Annotated in this window: 14 protein-coding genes and 1 pseudogene; 9 read left to right on the top strand and 6 right to left on the bottom strand. The window is 71.7% G+C overall.

Annotated features, from left to right (window positions below; all coding sequences use genetic code 11):
- Positions 1–46: 46 nt before the first annotated feature.
- From ACFYX4_RS00335 to ACFYX4_RS00320, 4 genes are all read left to right on the top strand, one after another.
- A complete protein-coding gene (locus ACFYX4_RS00335) occupies positions 47–655 on the top strand; it encodes a DUF1349 domain-containing protein (protein WP_389323316.1) in 609 nt (202 codons plus the stop codon).
- Positions 656–678: 23 nt separating this feature from the next.
- Complete coding sequence (locus ACFYX4_RS00330) at positions 679–1,173, top strand: GNAT family N-acetyltransferase (RefSeq protein ID WP_389326644.1); 495 nt, start codon at positions 679–681, stop codon at positions 1,171–1,173.
- Between the two features lie 68 nt (positions 1,174–1,241).
- Entirely contained in the window at positions 1,242–1,958 is a 717-nt protein-coding gene (locus ACFYX4_RS00325) for a DsbA family oxidoreductase (RefSeq protein ID WP_389323313.1), read from the top strand.
- Between the two features lie 69 nt (positions 1,959–2,027).
- Complete coding sequence (locus ACFYX4_RS00320) at positions 2,028–3,179, top strand: aminotransferase class V-fold PLP-dependent enzyme (protein ID WP_389326641.1); 1,152 nt, start codon at positions 2,028–2,030, stop codon at positions 3,177–3,179.
- 113 nt (positions 3,180–3,292) lie between these two features.
- On the opposite strand, the gene thpD is transcribed toward ACFYX4_RS00320, so the two are convergent.
- From thpD to ACFYX4_RS00290, 6 genes are all read right to left on the bottom strand, one after another.
- Entirely contained in the window at positions 3,293–4,216 is a 924-nt protein-coding gene (gene thpD / locus ACFYX4_RS00315) for an ectoine hydroxylase (protein ID WP_389323310.1), read from the bottom strand.
- Between the two features lie 7 nt (positions 4,217–4,223).
- Positions 4,224–4,628, bottom strand: coding sequence for an ectoine synthase (locus tag ACFYX4_RS00310; protein ID WP_389323307.1), 405 nt, complete (start codon positions 4,626–4,628; stop codon positions 4,224–4,226).
- Positions 4,629–4,732: 104 nt separating this feature from the next.
- Positions 4,733–6,004, bottom strand: coding sequence for a diaminobutyrate--2-oxoglutarate transaminase (gene ectB / locus ACFYX4_RS00305; RefSeq protein WP_389323304.1), 1,272 nt, complete (start codon positions 6,002–6,004; stop codon positions 4,733–4,735).
- A 142-nt stretch (positions 6,005–6,146) separates the two neighbouring features.
- On the bottom strand, positions 6,147–6,668 hold the full coding sequence (gene ectA / locus ACFYX4_RS00300; RefSeq protein ID WP_389323301.1) for a diaminobutyrate acetyltransferase: 522 nt from the start codon (positions 6,666–6,668) through the stop codon (positions 6,147–6,149).
- 248 nt (positions 6,669–6,916) lie between these two features.
- Positions 6,917–7,429: a DinB family protein gene (locus ACFYX4_RS00295; RefSeq protein WP_389323298.1), complete on the bottom strand. Its 513-nt coding sequence runs from the start codon at positions 7,427–7,429 to the stop codon at positions 6,917–6,919.
- A gap of 86 nt (positions 7,430–7,515) precedes the next feature.
- The gene (locus ACFYX4_RS00290; RefSeq protein ID WP_389326638.1) at positions 7,516–8,616 is read right to left on the bottom strand and encodes a pyridoxal-phosphate-dependent aminotransferase family protein; all 1,101 of its coding nucleotides are present in this window, start codon (positions 8,614–8,616) and stop codon (positions 7,516–7,518) included.
- A 153-nt stretch (positions 8,617–8,769) separates the two neighbouring features.
- Here ACFYX4_RS00290 and ACFYX4_RS00285 point away from each other — a divergent pair, with 153 nt between their 5' ends.
- From ACFYX4_RS00285 to ACFYX4_RS00265, 5 genes and pseudogenes are all read left to right on the top strand, one after another.
- Entirely contained in the window at positions 8,770–9,630 is an 861-nt protein-coding gene (locus tag ACFYX4_RS00285; RefSeq protein WP_389323295.1) for a transporter substrate-binding domain-containing protein, read from the top strand.
- Positions 9,627–10,493 (top strand): amino acid ABC transporter permease, encoded by an 867-nt coding sequence (locus ACFYX4_RS00280; protein ID WP_389323292.1) that lies wholly within the window; start codon positions 9,627–9,629, stop codon positions 10,491–10,493. Before ACFYX4_RS00285 ends, ACFYX4_RS00280 begins: the two co-directional genes overlap by 4 nt.
- Positions 10,490–11,281 (top strand): amino acid ABC transporter ATP-binding protein, encoded by a 792-nt coding sequence (locus ACFYX4_RS00275; protein WP_389323289.1) that lies wholly within the window; start codon positions 10,490–10,492, stop codon positions 11,279–11,281. The genes ACFYX4_RS00280 and ACFYX4_RS00275 overlap by 4 nt, the downstream gene beginning before the upstream one ends.
- 14 nt (positions 11,282–11,295) lie before the next feature.
- Positions 11,296–12,393 carry an amidohydrolase family protein gene (locus ACFYX4_RS00270; protein ID WP_389323286.1) on the top strand — a complete coding sequence of 366 codons (1,098 nt, stop codon included), beginning with the start codon at positions 11,296–11,298 and terminating at the stop codon, positions 12,391–12,393.
- A gap of 145 nt (positions 12,394–12,538) precedes the next feature.
- Positions 12,539–13,459 (top strand): annotated as a pseudogene (locus ACFYX4_RS00265) (SCO1860 family LAETG-anchored protein).
- The last annotated feature ends 53 nt before the right edge of the window (positions 13,460–13,512 follow it).

Genomic DNA, 13,512 nt, shown 5'->3' with positions numbered 1-13,512 from the left:
CCGCGCCCCCAAACAGGTTGGCTTCGCGGCCCCGGGAGGAAAAGCCATGGACGTCTCACTTCCCCAACTGCCCTTTTCCCTCCGCGCTTACGGGCCCGACGGGAACTGGTCCTACGAGGACGGGGTGCTCACCGCGTGGGCCGGGCCCCGGCAGGACCGGTTCGTGCCGCCCACCGGGGAGGCGCTCGATCCCGCCTCCGACGCGCCCCGGCTGCTCGGGGCGCCCGAGGGGGACTTCCAGTTCATCGCACGGGTCACCGTCGGGTTCAACGGGGCCTTCGACGCGGGGGTGTTGTACGTCCACGTCGGGGAGCGGGCCTGGGCCAAGCTCTGCCTGGAGTACTCCCCGGACGTGCCCACCGTCTGCACGGTGGTCACCCGGGGGCACTCCGACGACGCCAACTCCTTCACCGTGGACGGCAGTTCGGTCTGGCTGAGGGTGAGCAGGACCGGGCGGGCCTTCGCCTTCCACGCCTCCCGTGACGGCGAACACTGGACCTTCGTCCGGCTGTTCACGCTCGGCGACGAGAAGGAGACCGGCGCGGCCCTGGTCGGCTTCATGGCGCAGGCGCCGATGGGGGAGGGGTGCGTGGTCACGTACGACCACGTCGAGTTCCGCCCGAGCTGGCCGGACGACCTCCGCGACGGAAGCTGAGGCCCAGCGTGCCGCACTCGACGGTGATACGCACCGCCGTACCCGCCGACGTGGAGGCCGTGGTCGCGCTGCACGCGCGGGCACGGGCCACCTACTACCCGGACGGGATTCCGCAGGACGGCACCGACTGGCACGCCAACTGGCGCACGGCCGTCGAGCGGCCGGACGGGCGGGTGCTGTGCGCCGTCGAGCAGGACCGGATCGTCGCGCTCGCCTCCTTCCGCACCCCGCAGGGGACGCCGGCGGACACGGTCAAGCTGTTCCAGTTCCACGTCGACCCCGACCACTGGCGGACGGGCCTCGGCACGGCCCTGCACACGGCGTGCGTCGAGCGGTGGCGCGCCGACGGCAAGGCCGCCGCCGTCCTCGACGTGCACGTCGACAACCGGCGCGCGCAGGCCTTCTACGCCCGCCGGGGCTGGGTCCCCGACCCGGAGAACCCGCCCGCCGAGGGCGACCACCACCTCTTCCTGCGCTACTGCGTCGGCGGCGGGCGACCGACGGGAATGCCCGGCTGAGCTTGAACGTTCATCTATCGGCGGAGGGAGTCTCCGCCGCCGTGACGACGAACTGAGAGAGCCGAGACATGCGCGTCGAGATCTGGAGCGACATCGCCTGCCCCTGGTGCTACGTGGGCAAGGCCCGCTTCGAGAAGGCGCTCGCGGCCTTCCCGCACCGTGACCAGGTCGAGGTGGTGCACCGCTCCTTCGAGCTGGACCCCGGCCGCGCCAAGGGCGACGTCCAGCCCGTGATCACCATGCTCACCAAGAAGTACGGCATGAGCGAGGCGCAGGCCCAGGCCGGCGAGGACAACCTCGGCGCGCAGGCCGCCGCCGAGGGCCTCGACTACCGCACCCGTGACCGCGACCACGGCAACACCTTCGACCTGCACCGGCTGCTGCACCTCGCCAAGGAGCGGGGCCGGCAGGACGAGCTGATCCAAATCCTGTACCGGGCGAACTTCGCCGAGGAGCGGTCCCTGTTCTCCGAGGGCGACGAGCGGCTGGTGGAGCTGGCCGTGGCGGCCGGTCTCGACCCCGACGCCGTCCGCGAGGTGCTCGCCGACCCGACCGCGTACGCCGACGAGGTCCGCGCCGACGAGCGCGAGGCGGCCGAACTCGGCGCGAACGGCGTGCCGTTCTTCGTCCTCGACCGCGCCTACGGCGTCTCGGGCGCCCAGCCCGCCGAGGTGTTCGCCCAGGCGCTGGCCCGGGCCTGGGGCGACCGCTCCCCGCTCGAGCTGATCGACGACGGCGGGGCCGAGGCCTGCGGCCCGGACGGCTGCGCGGTCCCGGGGCACTGACGCGTCAGGGCAGGGGCGTCCAGCCCTGACTCATAAGCGTCACTTGGGGAAGCCGTGCAGAAATCCGCGATGGACTTCTACATCGGCGGGCCGCACAGTGGATCCATGGAGACCACGGAGAGCCCCCAGAGCCCTGAGAGCCCGCGGAGCACGGGAAGCACGGAGAACCCGGCGATCTTCGACACCCTCGTCCGCTCCGAGTTCGCCCCGAAGACCACCTACCTCAACACCGCCAGCAACGGCCTGCTCCCGGCCCGCGCCGTCGCCGCCCTGCACGAGGCGGCGCTGCTGCGGGCCGAGGGCCGGCCGACGACGCCGCTCTACGAGGACGTGGAGGCCTGCCGGGCCGCGTACGCCCGGCTCGCCGGCGTCCCGGTCACCCGGGTGGCGGTCGGCGCCTCGGTCGCCGCGCACACCGCGGTCGTCGCGGCCTCGCTGCCCGCCGGGGCCGAGGTCCTCACCGCAGAGGACGACTTCACCTCCGTGCTGAACCCGTTCCATGTGCGCGGCGACCTCAAGGTCCGCGCGGTGCCGCTGGAGCGGATCGCCGAGTCCGTCCGCCCGGACACCGCGCTCGTCGCGGTCAGCGCCGTGCAGTCGGCGGACGGGCGGCTCGCGGACCTGCCCGCGGTGCGCGAGGCGGCGCGGACGCACGGCGCCCGCACCTACGTCGACTGCTCGCAGTCGGCGGGCTGGCTGCCGATGGACGCCGACGCGTACGACTACACCGCCGCCGTCGCCTTCAAGTGGCTGCTCGGCCCGCACGGCACCGCCTTCTTCACCGTCCCGGAGGACTTCGGCGGGCTGACGCCGGTGCTGGCGGGCTGGGTCGCCGGCGAGCGGCCGTGGGACAGCTGCTACGGCCCGGTGGCCGAACTCGCCCACTCCGCACGGCGGTTCGACCTGAGCCCGGCCCTGTTCGCGCTCGCGGGACTGCGTCACAGCCTGGACCTGATCGAGGAACTCGGCGTCGCCGCCGTGCACGCCCACGATGTCGCCCTCGCCGACCGGTTCCGGGCCGGGCTCGCCGAACTCGGCCACGAACCGCTGTCCGCGCCCGGCTCGGCGATCATCTCGGTCCCCGGACTCGGTTCCCGGCAGCCGGAGTTGAGCCGCGCGGGCATCGAACTCTCCGACCGCGCCGGCAATCTGCGCGCGGGCTTCCACCTCTACAACACGCCCGCGGACGTCGACCGTCTCCTCGACGCGCTGTCCGGCTGACGGCACAGAGCTGACCGCGCAGAGCTGACGGCACAGAACCGGGCCGGGCCCCCCGTCCCACACGAGGGGGCCCGGCCCGGTGACCTGAGGCGCGGTGTCCTGAGAGCGCCTGCCTACCTCACCGGGGTGAAGTCACGGGCGCCGATGAACTCAGGGCGGCGGACGGGGGCCGAGAACGGCTCGACCGCCTCGTTCTCCACGCTGTTGAACACGATGAAGACGTTGCTGCGCGGGAACGGCGTGATGTTGTCGCCGGAGCCGTGCATGGCGTTGCAGTCGAACCAGGTCGCCGAACCGGCGCGGCCCGTGAACAGCTTGATGCCGTAGTCGGAGGCCATCGCGGTCAGCGCCTCGTCGGAGGGCGTGCCCGCGTCCTGCATCTGGAGCGACTTCTTGTAGTTGTCCTTCGGCGTCGCGCCGGCGCAGCCGAGGAACGTCTTGTGCGAGCCCGGCATGATCATCAGACCGCCGTTGGTGTCGTGGTTCTCGGTCAGCGCGACCGAGACGGACACCGTCCGCATCCGGGGCAGCCCGTCCTCGGCGTGCCAGGTCTCGAAGTCGGAGTGCCAGTAGAAGCCGGAGGCGCCGAAGCCCGGCTTGACGTTGATCCGCGACTGGTGGACGTACACGTCGGAGCCGAGGATCTGCCGGGCCCGGCCGACGAGCCGCTCGTCGCGCACGAGCCGCGCGAAGACCTCGCTGATCCGGTGCACCTCGAAGACGGTGCGGATCTCCTGCGACTGCGGCTCGACGATGGACCGCTCGTCGGCCCGGATCGTCGGGTCGCTCACCAGCCGGTCCAACTCCTGCCGGTAGACGGAGACCTCGTCGTCGGCGAGCAGCTGGTCGACGGCGAAGAAGCCGTCACGTTCGAACGACTGGAGGTCCAGCGGCTCGAACGGGCCGGGCGCGTCCGGGGCGCCCCACAGGACCGGGTCCTGGCGCGGCACGGTCACCTCGGTCGCGCCACGGCTCGGGTAGAGGTCGGTGACCGGGGCCGCGGGGGCCTGGGCGGGGGTGGTCAGGTGAGTGGTCATCGGGGTCTCACACCTCCTCGGGCTCGGTGAGCAGCGGGTAGACGCCGTTCTCGTCGTGATCCTCCCGGCCCGTCACGGGCGGGTTGAACACGCAGAGGCAGCGGAAGTCCTCCTTGACGCGCAGCGTGTGCCGCTCGTGCCCGTCGAGGAGGTACATGGTCCCGGGCGTGATCGAGTACGTCCGGCCGCTCTCGTGGTCGGTCAGCTCGGCCTCGCCCTCGACGCAGACGACGGCCTCGACGTGGTTCGCGTACCACATCGACGTCTCGGTGCCGGCGTACAGCACGGTCTCGTGGAGGGAGAAGCCGACCCTCTCCTTGGCCAGCACGATGCGTTTGCTCTCCCACGTCCCGGACGCCGCCTTGACGTGCCGGTCGGTGCCTTCGATGTCCTTGAACGAACGGACGATCACGGTGGTGCGATGCCTCCTAGGTGGATGGTGTCTCTGACGGCGTCGAACGGTCACGGAGCCGGTCGGTGTCGGACGACCCGCCGGGCGACCGGACGGACGGCCGGTCAGACGGTCTCCCGAACGGCGCGGGCGAGGATGCGCATGCCCTCGTCCAGCTCCTCGGGCGTGATGGTGAGGGCGGGCAGCAGTTTGACGACCTCGCTCTCGGGGCCGGACGTCTCGATCAGCAGCCCGAGCTCGAAGGCGCGCCGCGCGACCTTGCCGGCGCGGTCCTTGTCGTGGAACTCCAGGCCCCACACCAGACCGCGGCCCCGGTACTCCCGGACGTCGGCGAGGTTCTCCTCGGTGATCGAGATCAGCGCCTGCTCGACCTGCTCGCCGCGCCGGCGGGTCTGCTTCTCCATGGCCGAGCCGTCGGCCCAGTACGTCTCCAGCGCCGCGGTGGCGGTGACGAAGGCCGGGTTGTTGCCGCGGAAGGTGCCGTTGTGCTCGCCCGGCTCCCACACGTCCAGCTCGGGCTTGAACAGGCACAGCGACATCGGCAGGCCGTAGCCGCTGATGGACTTCGACACGGTGACGATGTCCGGGGTGACGCCCGCCTCCTCGAAGGAGAAGAACGCGCCGGTGCGGCCGCAGCCCATCTGGATGTCGTCGACGATCAGCAGCATGTCCTGGCGCTCGCACAGCTCGGCGAGGGCCCGCAGCCACTCCGGGCGGGCGACGTTGATGCCGCCCTCGCCCTGCACGGTCTCGACGATCACCGCGGCGGGCTTGTTCAGGCCGGAGCCCTGGTCCTCGAGCAGCCGCTCGAACCAAAGGAAGTCCTGCACCGTGCCGTCGAAGTAGTTGTCGAACGGCATCGGCGTGCCGTGCACCAGCGGGATGCCCGCGCCGGCCCGCTTGAAGGCGTTGCCGGTGACGGCGAGCGAGCCCAGCGACATGCCGTGGAAGGCGTTGGTGAACGACACGATCGCCTCGCGCCCCTTCACCTTCCGCGCCAGCTTCAGCGCGGACTCCACGGCGTTGGTGCCCGTCGGGCCGGGGAACATGACCTTGTAGGGCAGGTCGCGCGGCCTGAGCACCAGGTCCTGGAAGGTCTGGAGGAAGGACCGCTTGGCGACGGTGGACATGTCGAGCCCGTGGGTGACGCCGTCGCGCATCAGATAGTCGATCAGCGCCCGTTTCAGCACCGGGTTGTTGTGGCCGTAGTTGAGTGAGCCGGCGCCGGCGAAGAAGTCGAGGTACTGGTGGCCGTCCTCGTCGTGCATACGGCTGCCCACCGCGCGGTCGAAGACTACGGGCCAGCCGCGGCAGTAGCTGCGCACCTCCGACTCGACGGTCTCGAAGACGCTGAGGTCGGGCTGAGTGATGGTCACGGCGAAACGCTCCTCAATGCGGGGTGTGGGGTGCGTGGGGAGTGGGGATGCCGGGCCGAAGGCCGGGCGAAGTCAGGGGGGAGGGACCGGGGCGGGCGTCGTGCCCGAAGGTCACGCGGAGGCCGCGCCCAGGGTCACGGGGTCACGCGGAGGCCGCGCCCGAGGGCAGCGGGCCGATCCGGTACAGGACCTCCGGGTCGTGCGGGCCGTCCGGGAACAGGCCCGTGGCGAACAGCACCTCGCGGCTGAGGTCCGCCCCGTGCCGCGCGGCGAAGGACGTGAACAGCCGCTCGGAGGCGGTGTTGCCCGGCGTGATCGTCGTCTCGACGGAGGTGACCGGGCGTTCGGCGGTGACCCGTGCGGTCAGTCCGTCGAGCAGGGCCGCGGCCAGTCCGCGACCGCGGTACGCGGCGTCGACCGCCACCTGCCAGACCAGCAGGGTGTGCGGGGCCTCCGGCCGTACGTAGCCGGTGATGAACCCGACCGGCTCGCCGTTCTCGGCGCGGGCCACCGCCGTGGTGCCGGCGAAGTCACGGCACCACAGCAGATAGCTGTAGGAGGAGTTCAGGTCGAGGTTTCCGGATTCCTTGGCGATACGCCAGAGCGCGGCCCCGTCCGCCACCGAAGGGCGGTCGATCTGGAGGTCTGCTTGCGTGGCAGTCATGCGGATTGAATTTACCGAGCGAAATCAAAAGATGCATGGAGAGGCGGCGTCGATTTGGTGATGCACTCGTGCTCAGTGGTGACTGTGTCCCGGTTTGACCGGTGCAAAAAGGTACATAAAGGCACCCCTGTGCAATGCGTCACGCATAGGCAATCCGCTCGAAATCTGCCTGCGTTTAGACCTGGGAAATCCGGGCAGAAGAACTTGGGCAAGCTATCCGCGAAAGGAATTTCAGAATTACCCGCAATTCAGGCCCCGGTCATCCCGTCGATACTCTCCCGAAGAATGTCCGCGTGACCGTTGTGCCGCGCGTACTCCTCGATGAGATGGATCAGCACCCACCGAAGGCTGACCTCCAGCCCCGCCATCGGCCCGTCGGCGATCCGCCCGGCGTCCTCCAGTGAGCGGCCGGCGGTCAGCTCGCGTCCGCGGGCGATCTCCCGCCGCCAGGCGTCCAGGGCCTCGTCGAGCCCCCGCTCGGGGGAGAGGGCGTACCCGGTCGGCTCTTCGAACACGGGCGGCACGTCGAGACCGGCGAACACCCGCTGGAACCAGGTGCGCTCGACCTCGGCGAGATGCTGCACCAGGCCGAGCAGGGTCAGTTCGGAGGGCGCGGCGGCGGCCAGCCGCACCTGCTCGTCGTCCAGCCCGGCGCACTTGAGCTCCAGGGTGGCGCGGTGGAAGTCGAGCCAGCTGTCGAGCATGGCCCGCTCGTCACCGGTCATGCGCGGCACGGGCCTGCCGTCGGGAAGGGTGTCCATGCGCCGAGCATGGCACCGCACACTGACAATCCACCTCGGTCAGCGCCTCGGTCAGCGCTACGGCCGGCACGTCGGCCGGCGCCCGGTCAGCGCCAGGTGCGGTCCGCCGCCTCCAGCGCGGCGTGGAGGTCCACCGTGCGGCCGTGCGCCGTGAGGGCCGTGGCCAGGGCGGTCAGGGCGCCGCGGATGGTGCCGGGGGTCGCCGCCGGGCCGTAGTGGTTGACGCGGATCATCTCGGCGGCCAGTGCGCCGCCCCCCGCGGCCAGCGGCAGCGCCGGGTCGGCGGCGAGGGCGTGGGCGACCAGCTCCGAGGCCGGGACGCCCGACGGGGCGCGCAGGGTCGTGGCGACCGGCGCAGCCTCCCGCGCCGCGTGCACGTACGGCTCCAGACCGCCGCCCAGCGCCGTCGCGCCCGCGCGGGCCGCCGCGGCGGCCGAGGAGTGGCGGGCCGTCACCGTCTCCAGCCCCTCGGCCTCGATCCGCTCCACGCACGCCTCCAGCGCCAGCATCTCCAGCTGGGCCGGCGCGTGCAGCAGCGCCTTGCGGCCGCCGTCCACCCAGCGCTCCTTCCAGTCGAGGAGCGACAGGTACGAGTGGCGCGGCGCCCCGGGGTTCGCCGCCATCCGGGCCCACGCCCGCTCGCTCACCGACACCGCCGACACCCCGGCGGGACCGCCCATCGCCTTCTGCGCCCCGATCACGCACAGGTCCACGCCCCACGCGTCCGGCAGCACCGGCTCGGCCGCCACCGAGGCGACCGCGTCCAGGTAGAACAGCGCGCCGTGCTCCCGCACCGCCGCGCCGATCTCCGCGACCGGGTTGGTGTTGCCGGTGGCGGCCTCGGCGTGCACCAGGGAGACGAAGTCGATCTCCGGGTGCTCGGCGAACGCCTCCCGCACCTGCCCGGCGGTGACCGCCGTGTGGAAGGGCACCGAGAGATCGATCACCGTGGCCCCGCAGTCCCTCAGCCAGTCCCCGAAGGTCTGCCCGTACGGGCCGGTGATCACGTTCAGCGCGGTCGTCCCCGGCCCCGCCGTGCCGCGGATCGCGCCCTCCAGCGGGAGCAGCGCCTCGCCCTGCATGATCACGACGTCCTGCCGGGTGCTCAGCAGCCGCGCCACCCGGTCCTCGATCGACGCGAAGCGGGCGGCGCTCAGCGGGGCAAGGTCCAGGAACGGGTGTGTCACGGCGGTGCTCTCTTCACTCACGGGGTAGAGGTGACGAGAGTAACCGGCGGCGACTTCGCAGGTCGTGCAGCTCTGGAACCATCGGAATGGTTTGAGTACCTCAAACCTTTCCTTATAATCGGACCCCAAAGTCCTCTCACAGGAAGGCCCGCCGTGACCACGCTTCCCGGGCGCCGGACCCGCATCCTGGCCGCCACCACCGTGACGGCCGGGCTGATGCTCGTGACTGCCTGCACCTCGACCGACGACGGAGGCAGCGGCTCCAAGACCGCCGCCGGCGGCGTCGAGCTCGCCAAGGCGGGCAAGCTCACCACCTGCACCCACCTGCCGTACCCGCCGTTCCAGTCGGAGATCGACGGCAAGGTGCAGGGCTTCGACGTCGCCCTGATCGACCTGGTCGCCGCCGACCTGGGCGTGAAGCAGTCGATCCTCGACACCCCGTTCGAGAACTTCAAGACCGGCGCGTTCCTCAACTCCGGCGAGTGCGACCTGGCCGCCGCCGGCATGACCATCACCGACGAGCGCAAGAAGAACGTCGACTTCTCCGACCCCTACTTCGAGGCCACCCAGGCCGTCCTCGTCGACAAGAACGCCGGCGTGAACTCCCTCGCCGACATCAAGTCCAAGAAGGTCAAGCTCGGCGCCCAGGCGCAGACCACCGGCGAGGACTACGTCAAGAAGGAGGGCTTCGACCCGGTCTCCTTCGAGTCCTCCGACGCCGTCCTCAACGGCCTGCGCACCGGCCAGGTCAAGGCCGTCGTCATCGACTACCCCGTCGTCCAGGGCTGGCTGAAGGACAAGGCCAACGCCGACGCCTTCAAGGTCGTCGACAACCTCGACACCGGCGAGCAGTACGGCTTCACGGTGAAGAAGGGCAACACCAAGCTCACCGCGGCCATCAACAAGGCCCTCGCCGACGCCAAGGCCGACGGCACGTACAAGAAGCTGTACGAGCAGTGGATCGGCCCCTACGACCCGGCCGTCGCCTCCCCGTCCGCACCCGCCACCTCATGAGCGACACCGCACCAGCGCCGGAACCGGGCCCGGGGTCGCCCGATCCCGCGGCCACCCCCCGCCGCAAGGGCCTGACCCGACGCCAGAAGCGCGGCGTCTCGCGCGGGGTCCAGTACGCCGTCTTCGTCGCCGCCGTGATCGCCTTCGCGGTCTCGGCGGACTGGGGCCGGCTCCAGAACCAGTTCGCCCAGGCCGACATCGCCGAGCAGATGTTCCCGGACGTCATCACGCTGGCGCTGAAGAACACCGTGCTCTACACGGTCTCCGGCTTCCTGGTCGGACTGGGCCTCGGCATGGTCATCGCGCTGATGCGGCTGTCGTCCGTCGGCCCCTACCGCTGGCTCGCCGGGATCTACATCGAGATCTTCCGCGGCCTGCCCGCCCTGCTGATCTTCATCTTCATCGGGGTGGCCGTCCCGCTGGCCTTCCCCGGCACGGAGATCATCGGCGGCACCTACGGCAAGGTCGCCCTCGCGCTCGGCCTGGTCGCCGCCGCCTACATGGCGGAGACGATCCGCGCCGGCATCCAGGCCGTGCCCAAGGGGCAGATGGAGGCGGCCCGTTCCCTGGGCTTCTCCCCGGCCCGCGCGATGGTCTCGATCATCATCCCGCAGGCGTTCCGCGTCATCCTCCCGCCGCTCACCAACGAACTGGTCCTGCTCTTCAAGGACTCCTCCCTGGTGCTGTTCCTCGGCGTCACCCTGGAGGAGCGGGAACTGTCCAAGTACGGCCGCGACCTGGCCAGTACGACCGCCAACTCCACGCCGATCCTCGTCGCCGGCCTGTGCTACCTGCTGGTCACGATCCCGCTCGGCTTCGTCGTGCGCCGTATGGAGGCGAAGGCCCAGGAGGCCGTGAAATGAGCCGACCGGAGATCGAAGTACGCGGCCTGCGCAAGTCGTTCGGCGACAACGAGGTGCTGCGCGGCATCGACCTGGAGATCCGGCGGGGCGAGGTCGTCTGCGTCATCGGCCCGTCCGGCTCGGGCAAGTCGACGCTGCTGCGCTGTGTGAACCTGCTGGAGGAGCCGACCGGGGGCCAGGTCTTCGTCGGCGGCGCGGAACTCACCGACCCGGACGTCGACATCGACGCCGCGCGCCGCCGGATCGGCATGGTCTTCCAGCAGTTCAACCTGTTCCCGCACCTCACGGTGACCGAGAACCTCACGCTGCCGCAGCGCCGGGTGCTGCGGCGCGACAAGGCGGAGGCCGCCCGGGTCGCCGCCCGGAACCTGGAACGCGTCGGCCTCGCCGAGAAGGCGGACGCCTACCCCTCCTCCCTCTCCGGCGGCCAGCAGCAGCGGGTGGCGATCGCCCGCGCCCTCGCCATGGGCCCCGAGGTGATGCTGTTCGACGAGCCGACCTCGGCGCTCGACCCGGAGCTGGTGGGCGACGTCCTCGCGGTGATGCGCGGCCTCGCGCGCGAGGGCATGACGATGATGGTCGTCACCCATGAGATGACCTTCGCCCGCGAGGTCGCCGACCGGGTCGTCTTCATGGACGGCGGCGTGATCGTCGAGGACGGCGCGCCCGCACAGGTCATCGGCGCCCCCGCCCACGAACGCACCCGCCACTTCCTCTCCCGCATCCTCGACCCGGCCATGGCCGAGGTGGAGGAGGAGACGCCGGACCGGGTGAAGAAGGCGCACTAGCTAGGGTGCGGTACATGAGCGATCGCGCGGTGCTGCACGTGAAGGGCAGGGTCCTCGCCGGACCGGACGAGGACCGGGTCCACGACGAGGTGTGGATCGTCGGCGGGCGGATCTCCTACGACCGCCCCGCCGGCGCCCGCGACGTCCGCACGGTGACCGGCTGGGCCCTGCCCGGCCTGGTCGACGCCCACTGCCATGTGGGCCTGGGCGCCCACGGCCCGGTCGACCAGGACACGGCGGAACGCCAGGCCCTCACCGACCGGGACGCCGGGACCCTCCTGATCCGCGACGCCGGCTCCCCCTCCGACACCCGCTGGACCGACGACCGCCCGGACCTCCCGAAGATCATCCGGGCGGGCCGGCACATCGCCCGCACCCGCCGCTACCTCCGCGGCTACGCCCACGAGATCGAACCGGACGACCTCGTCGCCTACGTCGCCCAGGAGGCCCGGCGCGGCGACGGCTGGGTGAAGCTGGTCGGCGACTGGATCGACCGCGAGCTGGGCGACCTGTCGGCCTGCTGGCCGCGGGAGGCCGTCGAGGCGGCGATCAAGGAGGCCCACCGGCTGGGCGCCCGGGTCACCGCCCACTGCTTCGCCGAGGACTCCCTCCAGGACCTCGTCGAGTCGGGCATCGACTGCGTCGAACACGCCACGGGCCTCACCGACGAACTGATCCCCCTGTTCGCCTCGCGCGGCGTCGCGATCGTCCCCACCCTGGTGAACATCGCGACCTTCCCCGACCTGGCGGCCGGCGGCGAGACGAAGTTCCCCGCCTGGTCCGCCCATATGCGCCGCCTCCACGCCCGCCGCTACGACACCGTCCGCAACGCCTACGACGCCGGCATCCCCGTCTACGTCGGCACCGACGCCGGCGGCACCCTGCCCCACGGCCTGGTCGCCGAGGAGGTCGCGGAACTCGTCACGGCCGGCATCCCCCCGGTGCGGGCCCTGGCGGCGACCACCTGGGCCGCGCGCGAGTGGCTGGGCCGGCCCGGCCTGGACGAGGGCGCCCCGGCCGACCTGGTCGTCTACGAACAGGACCCCCGCACGGACGTGCGCGTCCTGGCCGCACCCCGGCGCGTGGTCCTGAACGGCCGCGTCGTGGGCTGATCCGGGCCCACCGGACCCCGCTCCTCTCGAATACGCGCGCGGGTGCGCCACGATGGTGTGAACTCCCGGCGGATCGCTGTCGAACGGACGGCGGTGCGACATCCTTTCGAGGTCCCAAGCGGTTCTCTCTGGGGGTCCCACCACCTTGAACGGCACCAACTTCCGCATGCCCGCACGCCGTTGCCTCATCGTCGGGGCGGCGGCCGTCCTCGCCGCCGGCCCTGCCGTCCTCTCCGGCGCACACCCCGCGCACGCCGCCGACCAAGGGCGCGCGAGCGCCGTCGTGCTCCGCACCGGCCTGGACGTGGCCCTTCAGAACAGGACCGTCCACGTCCCGCTCGCCGCCACCCTCAACGAGGTACAGGCCCCGCACAGTGCGGAGAAGACGGCGCTGACCGTGCACGTCGACGGGGTCGGCGGCGTCGACGGCGGCCGTCCCGTCCAGGTGCTGCGCGCGGACGTCGCCGAGGCGAAGGCGACCGCCGACGCGGACAGGGCCGAGGCCTCCACCCGGCTCGCCCGCGCCCGGCTGCACGTCCCCGGGCTGCCGCTGCTGTCGCTCATCGAGATCGACGCCGTCACCTCGAAGGCGGTCTGCGAGACCGGGAAGACACCGGTCGCCACCGCCGAACTGCCCGGCGCGGTGACCGTCCTGGGCCGGCGGGTGTCGGTCTCCGCGTCCGGGCCCACGCAGGTGCGGGTGCCGGGCGTCGGCGAGGTGCGGCTCGACCTCTCCCAGCGCGAGACGACGTCCCGCACGGCCGCGGCGACGGCCCTCGAACTCACGGTGTCCGTCAACCCGTTGAAGCTGAACGTCGCCGAGGTGAGCGGCACGGTGACGGTGGCGGCGGCGACGTGCGAGATGCCTGCGGCGGCGGGGGAGGGGGCGGTGTCCCCGGCGACCGCCGCCGCACCTGCCGGTGAGGTCCGCGCCTAGGGGGACGCCGTGAAGTCCGACCTCGCGGCCACGGGGGGCAGTTCGGTCACGCCGTACGTCGCGGCGGGGGCGGCGGCGTTGCTGGCGCTGGGCGGGGGAGCGGTGGCCCTGGCCCGCCGCCGCGGCTGACCGTCCCTGGGGGCTTCCGCCCCCAGACCCCCGGCCCATGCCCATCCACCACC

The sequence above is a fragment of the Streptomyces sp. NPDC002328 genome, assembly GCF_042890065.1.
Taxonomy (GTDB): domain Bacteria; phylum Actinomycetota; class Actinomycetes; order Streptomycetales; family Streptomycetaceae; genus Streptomyces.
Note: the sequence above shows the minus strand (reverse complement) of the source record. Positions and strands in the feature narration are given on the sequence as shown.

Bases quoted from the DNA above. Each gene is read 5' to 3' on its own strand.
- thpD (WP_389323310.1), bottom strand. From the start codon at position 4,216: ATGACCACTCACCTGACCACCCCCGCCCAGGCCCCCGCGGCCCCGGTC.
- ACFYX4_RS00275 (WP_389323289.1), top strand. From the start codon at position 10,490: ATGAGCCGACCGGAGATCGAAGTACGCGGCCTGCGCAAGTCGTTCGGC.
- ACFYX4_RS00295 (WP_389323298.1), bottom strand. From the start codon at position 7,429: ATGGACACCCTTCCCGACGGCAGGCCCGTGCCGCGCATGACCGGTGAC.
- ACFYX4_RS00320 (WP_389326641.1), top strand. From the start codon at position 2,028: ATGGACTTCTACATCGGCGGGCCGCACAGTGGATCCATGGAGACCACG.
- ACFYX4_RS00280 (WP_389323292.1), top strand. From the start codon at position 9,627: ATGAGCGACACCGCACCAGCGCCGGAACCGGGCCCGGGGTCGCCCGAT.
- ectA (WP_389323301.1), bottom strand. From the start codon at position 6,668: ATGACTGCCACGCAAGCAGACCTCCAGATCGACCGCCCTTCGGTGGCG.
- ACFYX4_RS00325 (WP_389323313.1), top strand. From the start codon at position 1,242: ATGCGCGTCGAGATCTGGAGCGACATCGCCTGCCCCTGGTGCTACGTG.
- ACFYX4_RS00335 (WP_389323316.1), top strand. From the start codon at position 47: ATGGACGTCTCACTTCCCCAACTGCCCTTTTCCCTCCGCGCTTACGGG.
- ACFYX4_RS00270 (WP_389323286.1), top strand. From the start codon at position 11,296: ATGAGCGATCGCGCGGTGCTGCACGTGAAGGGCAGGGTCCTCGCCGGA.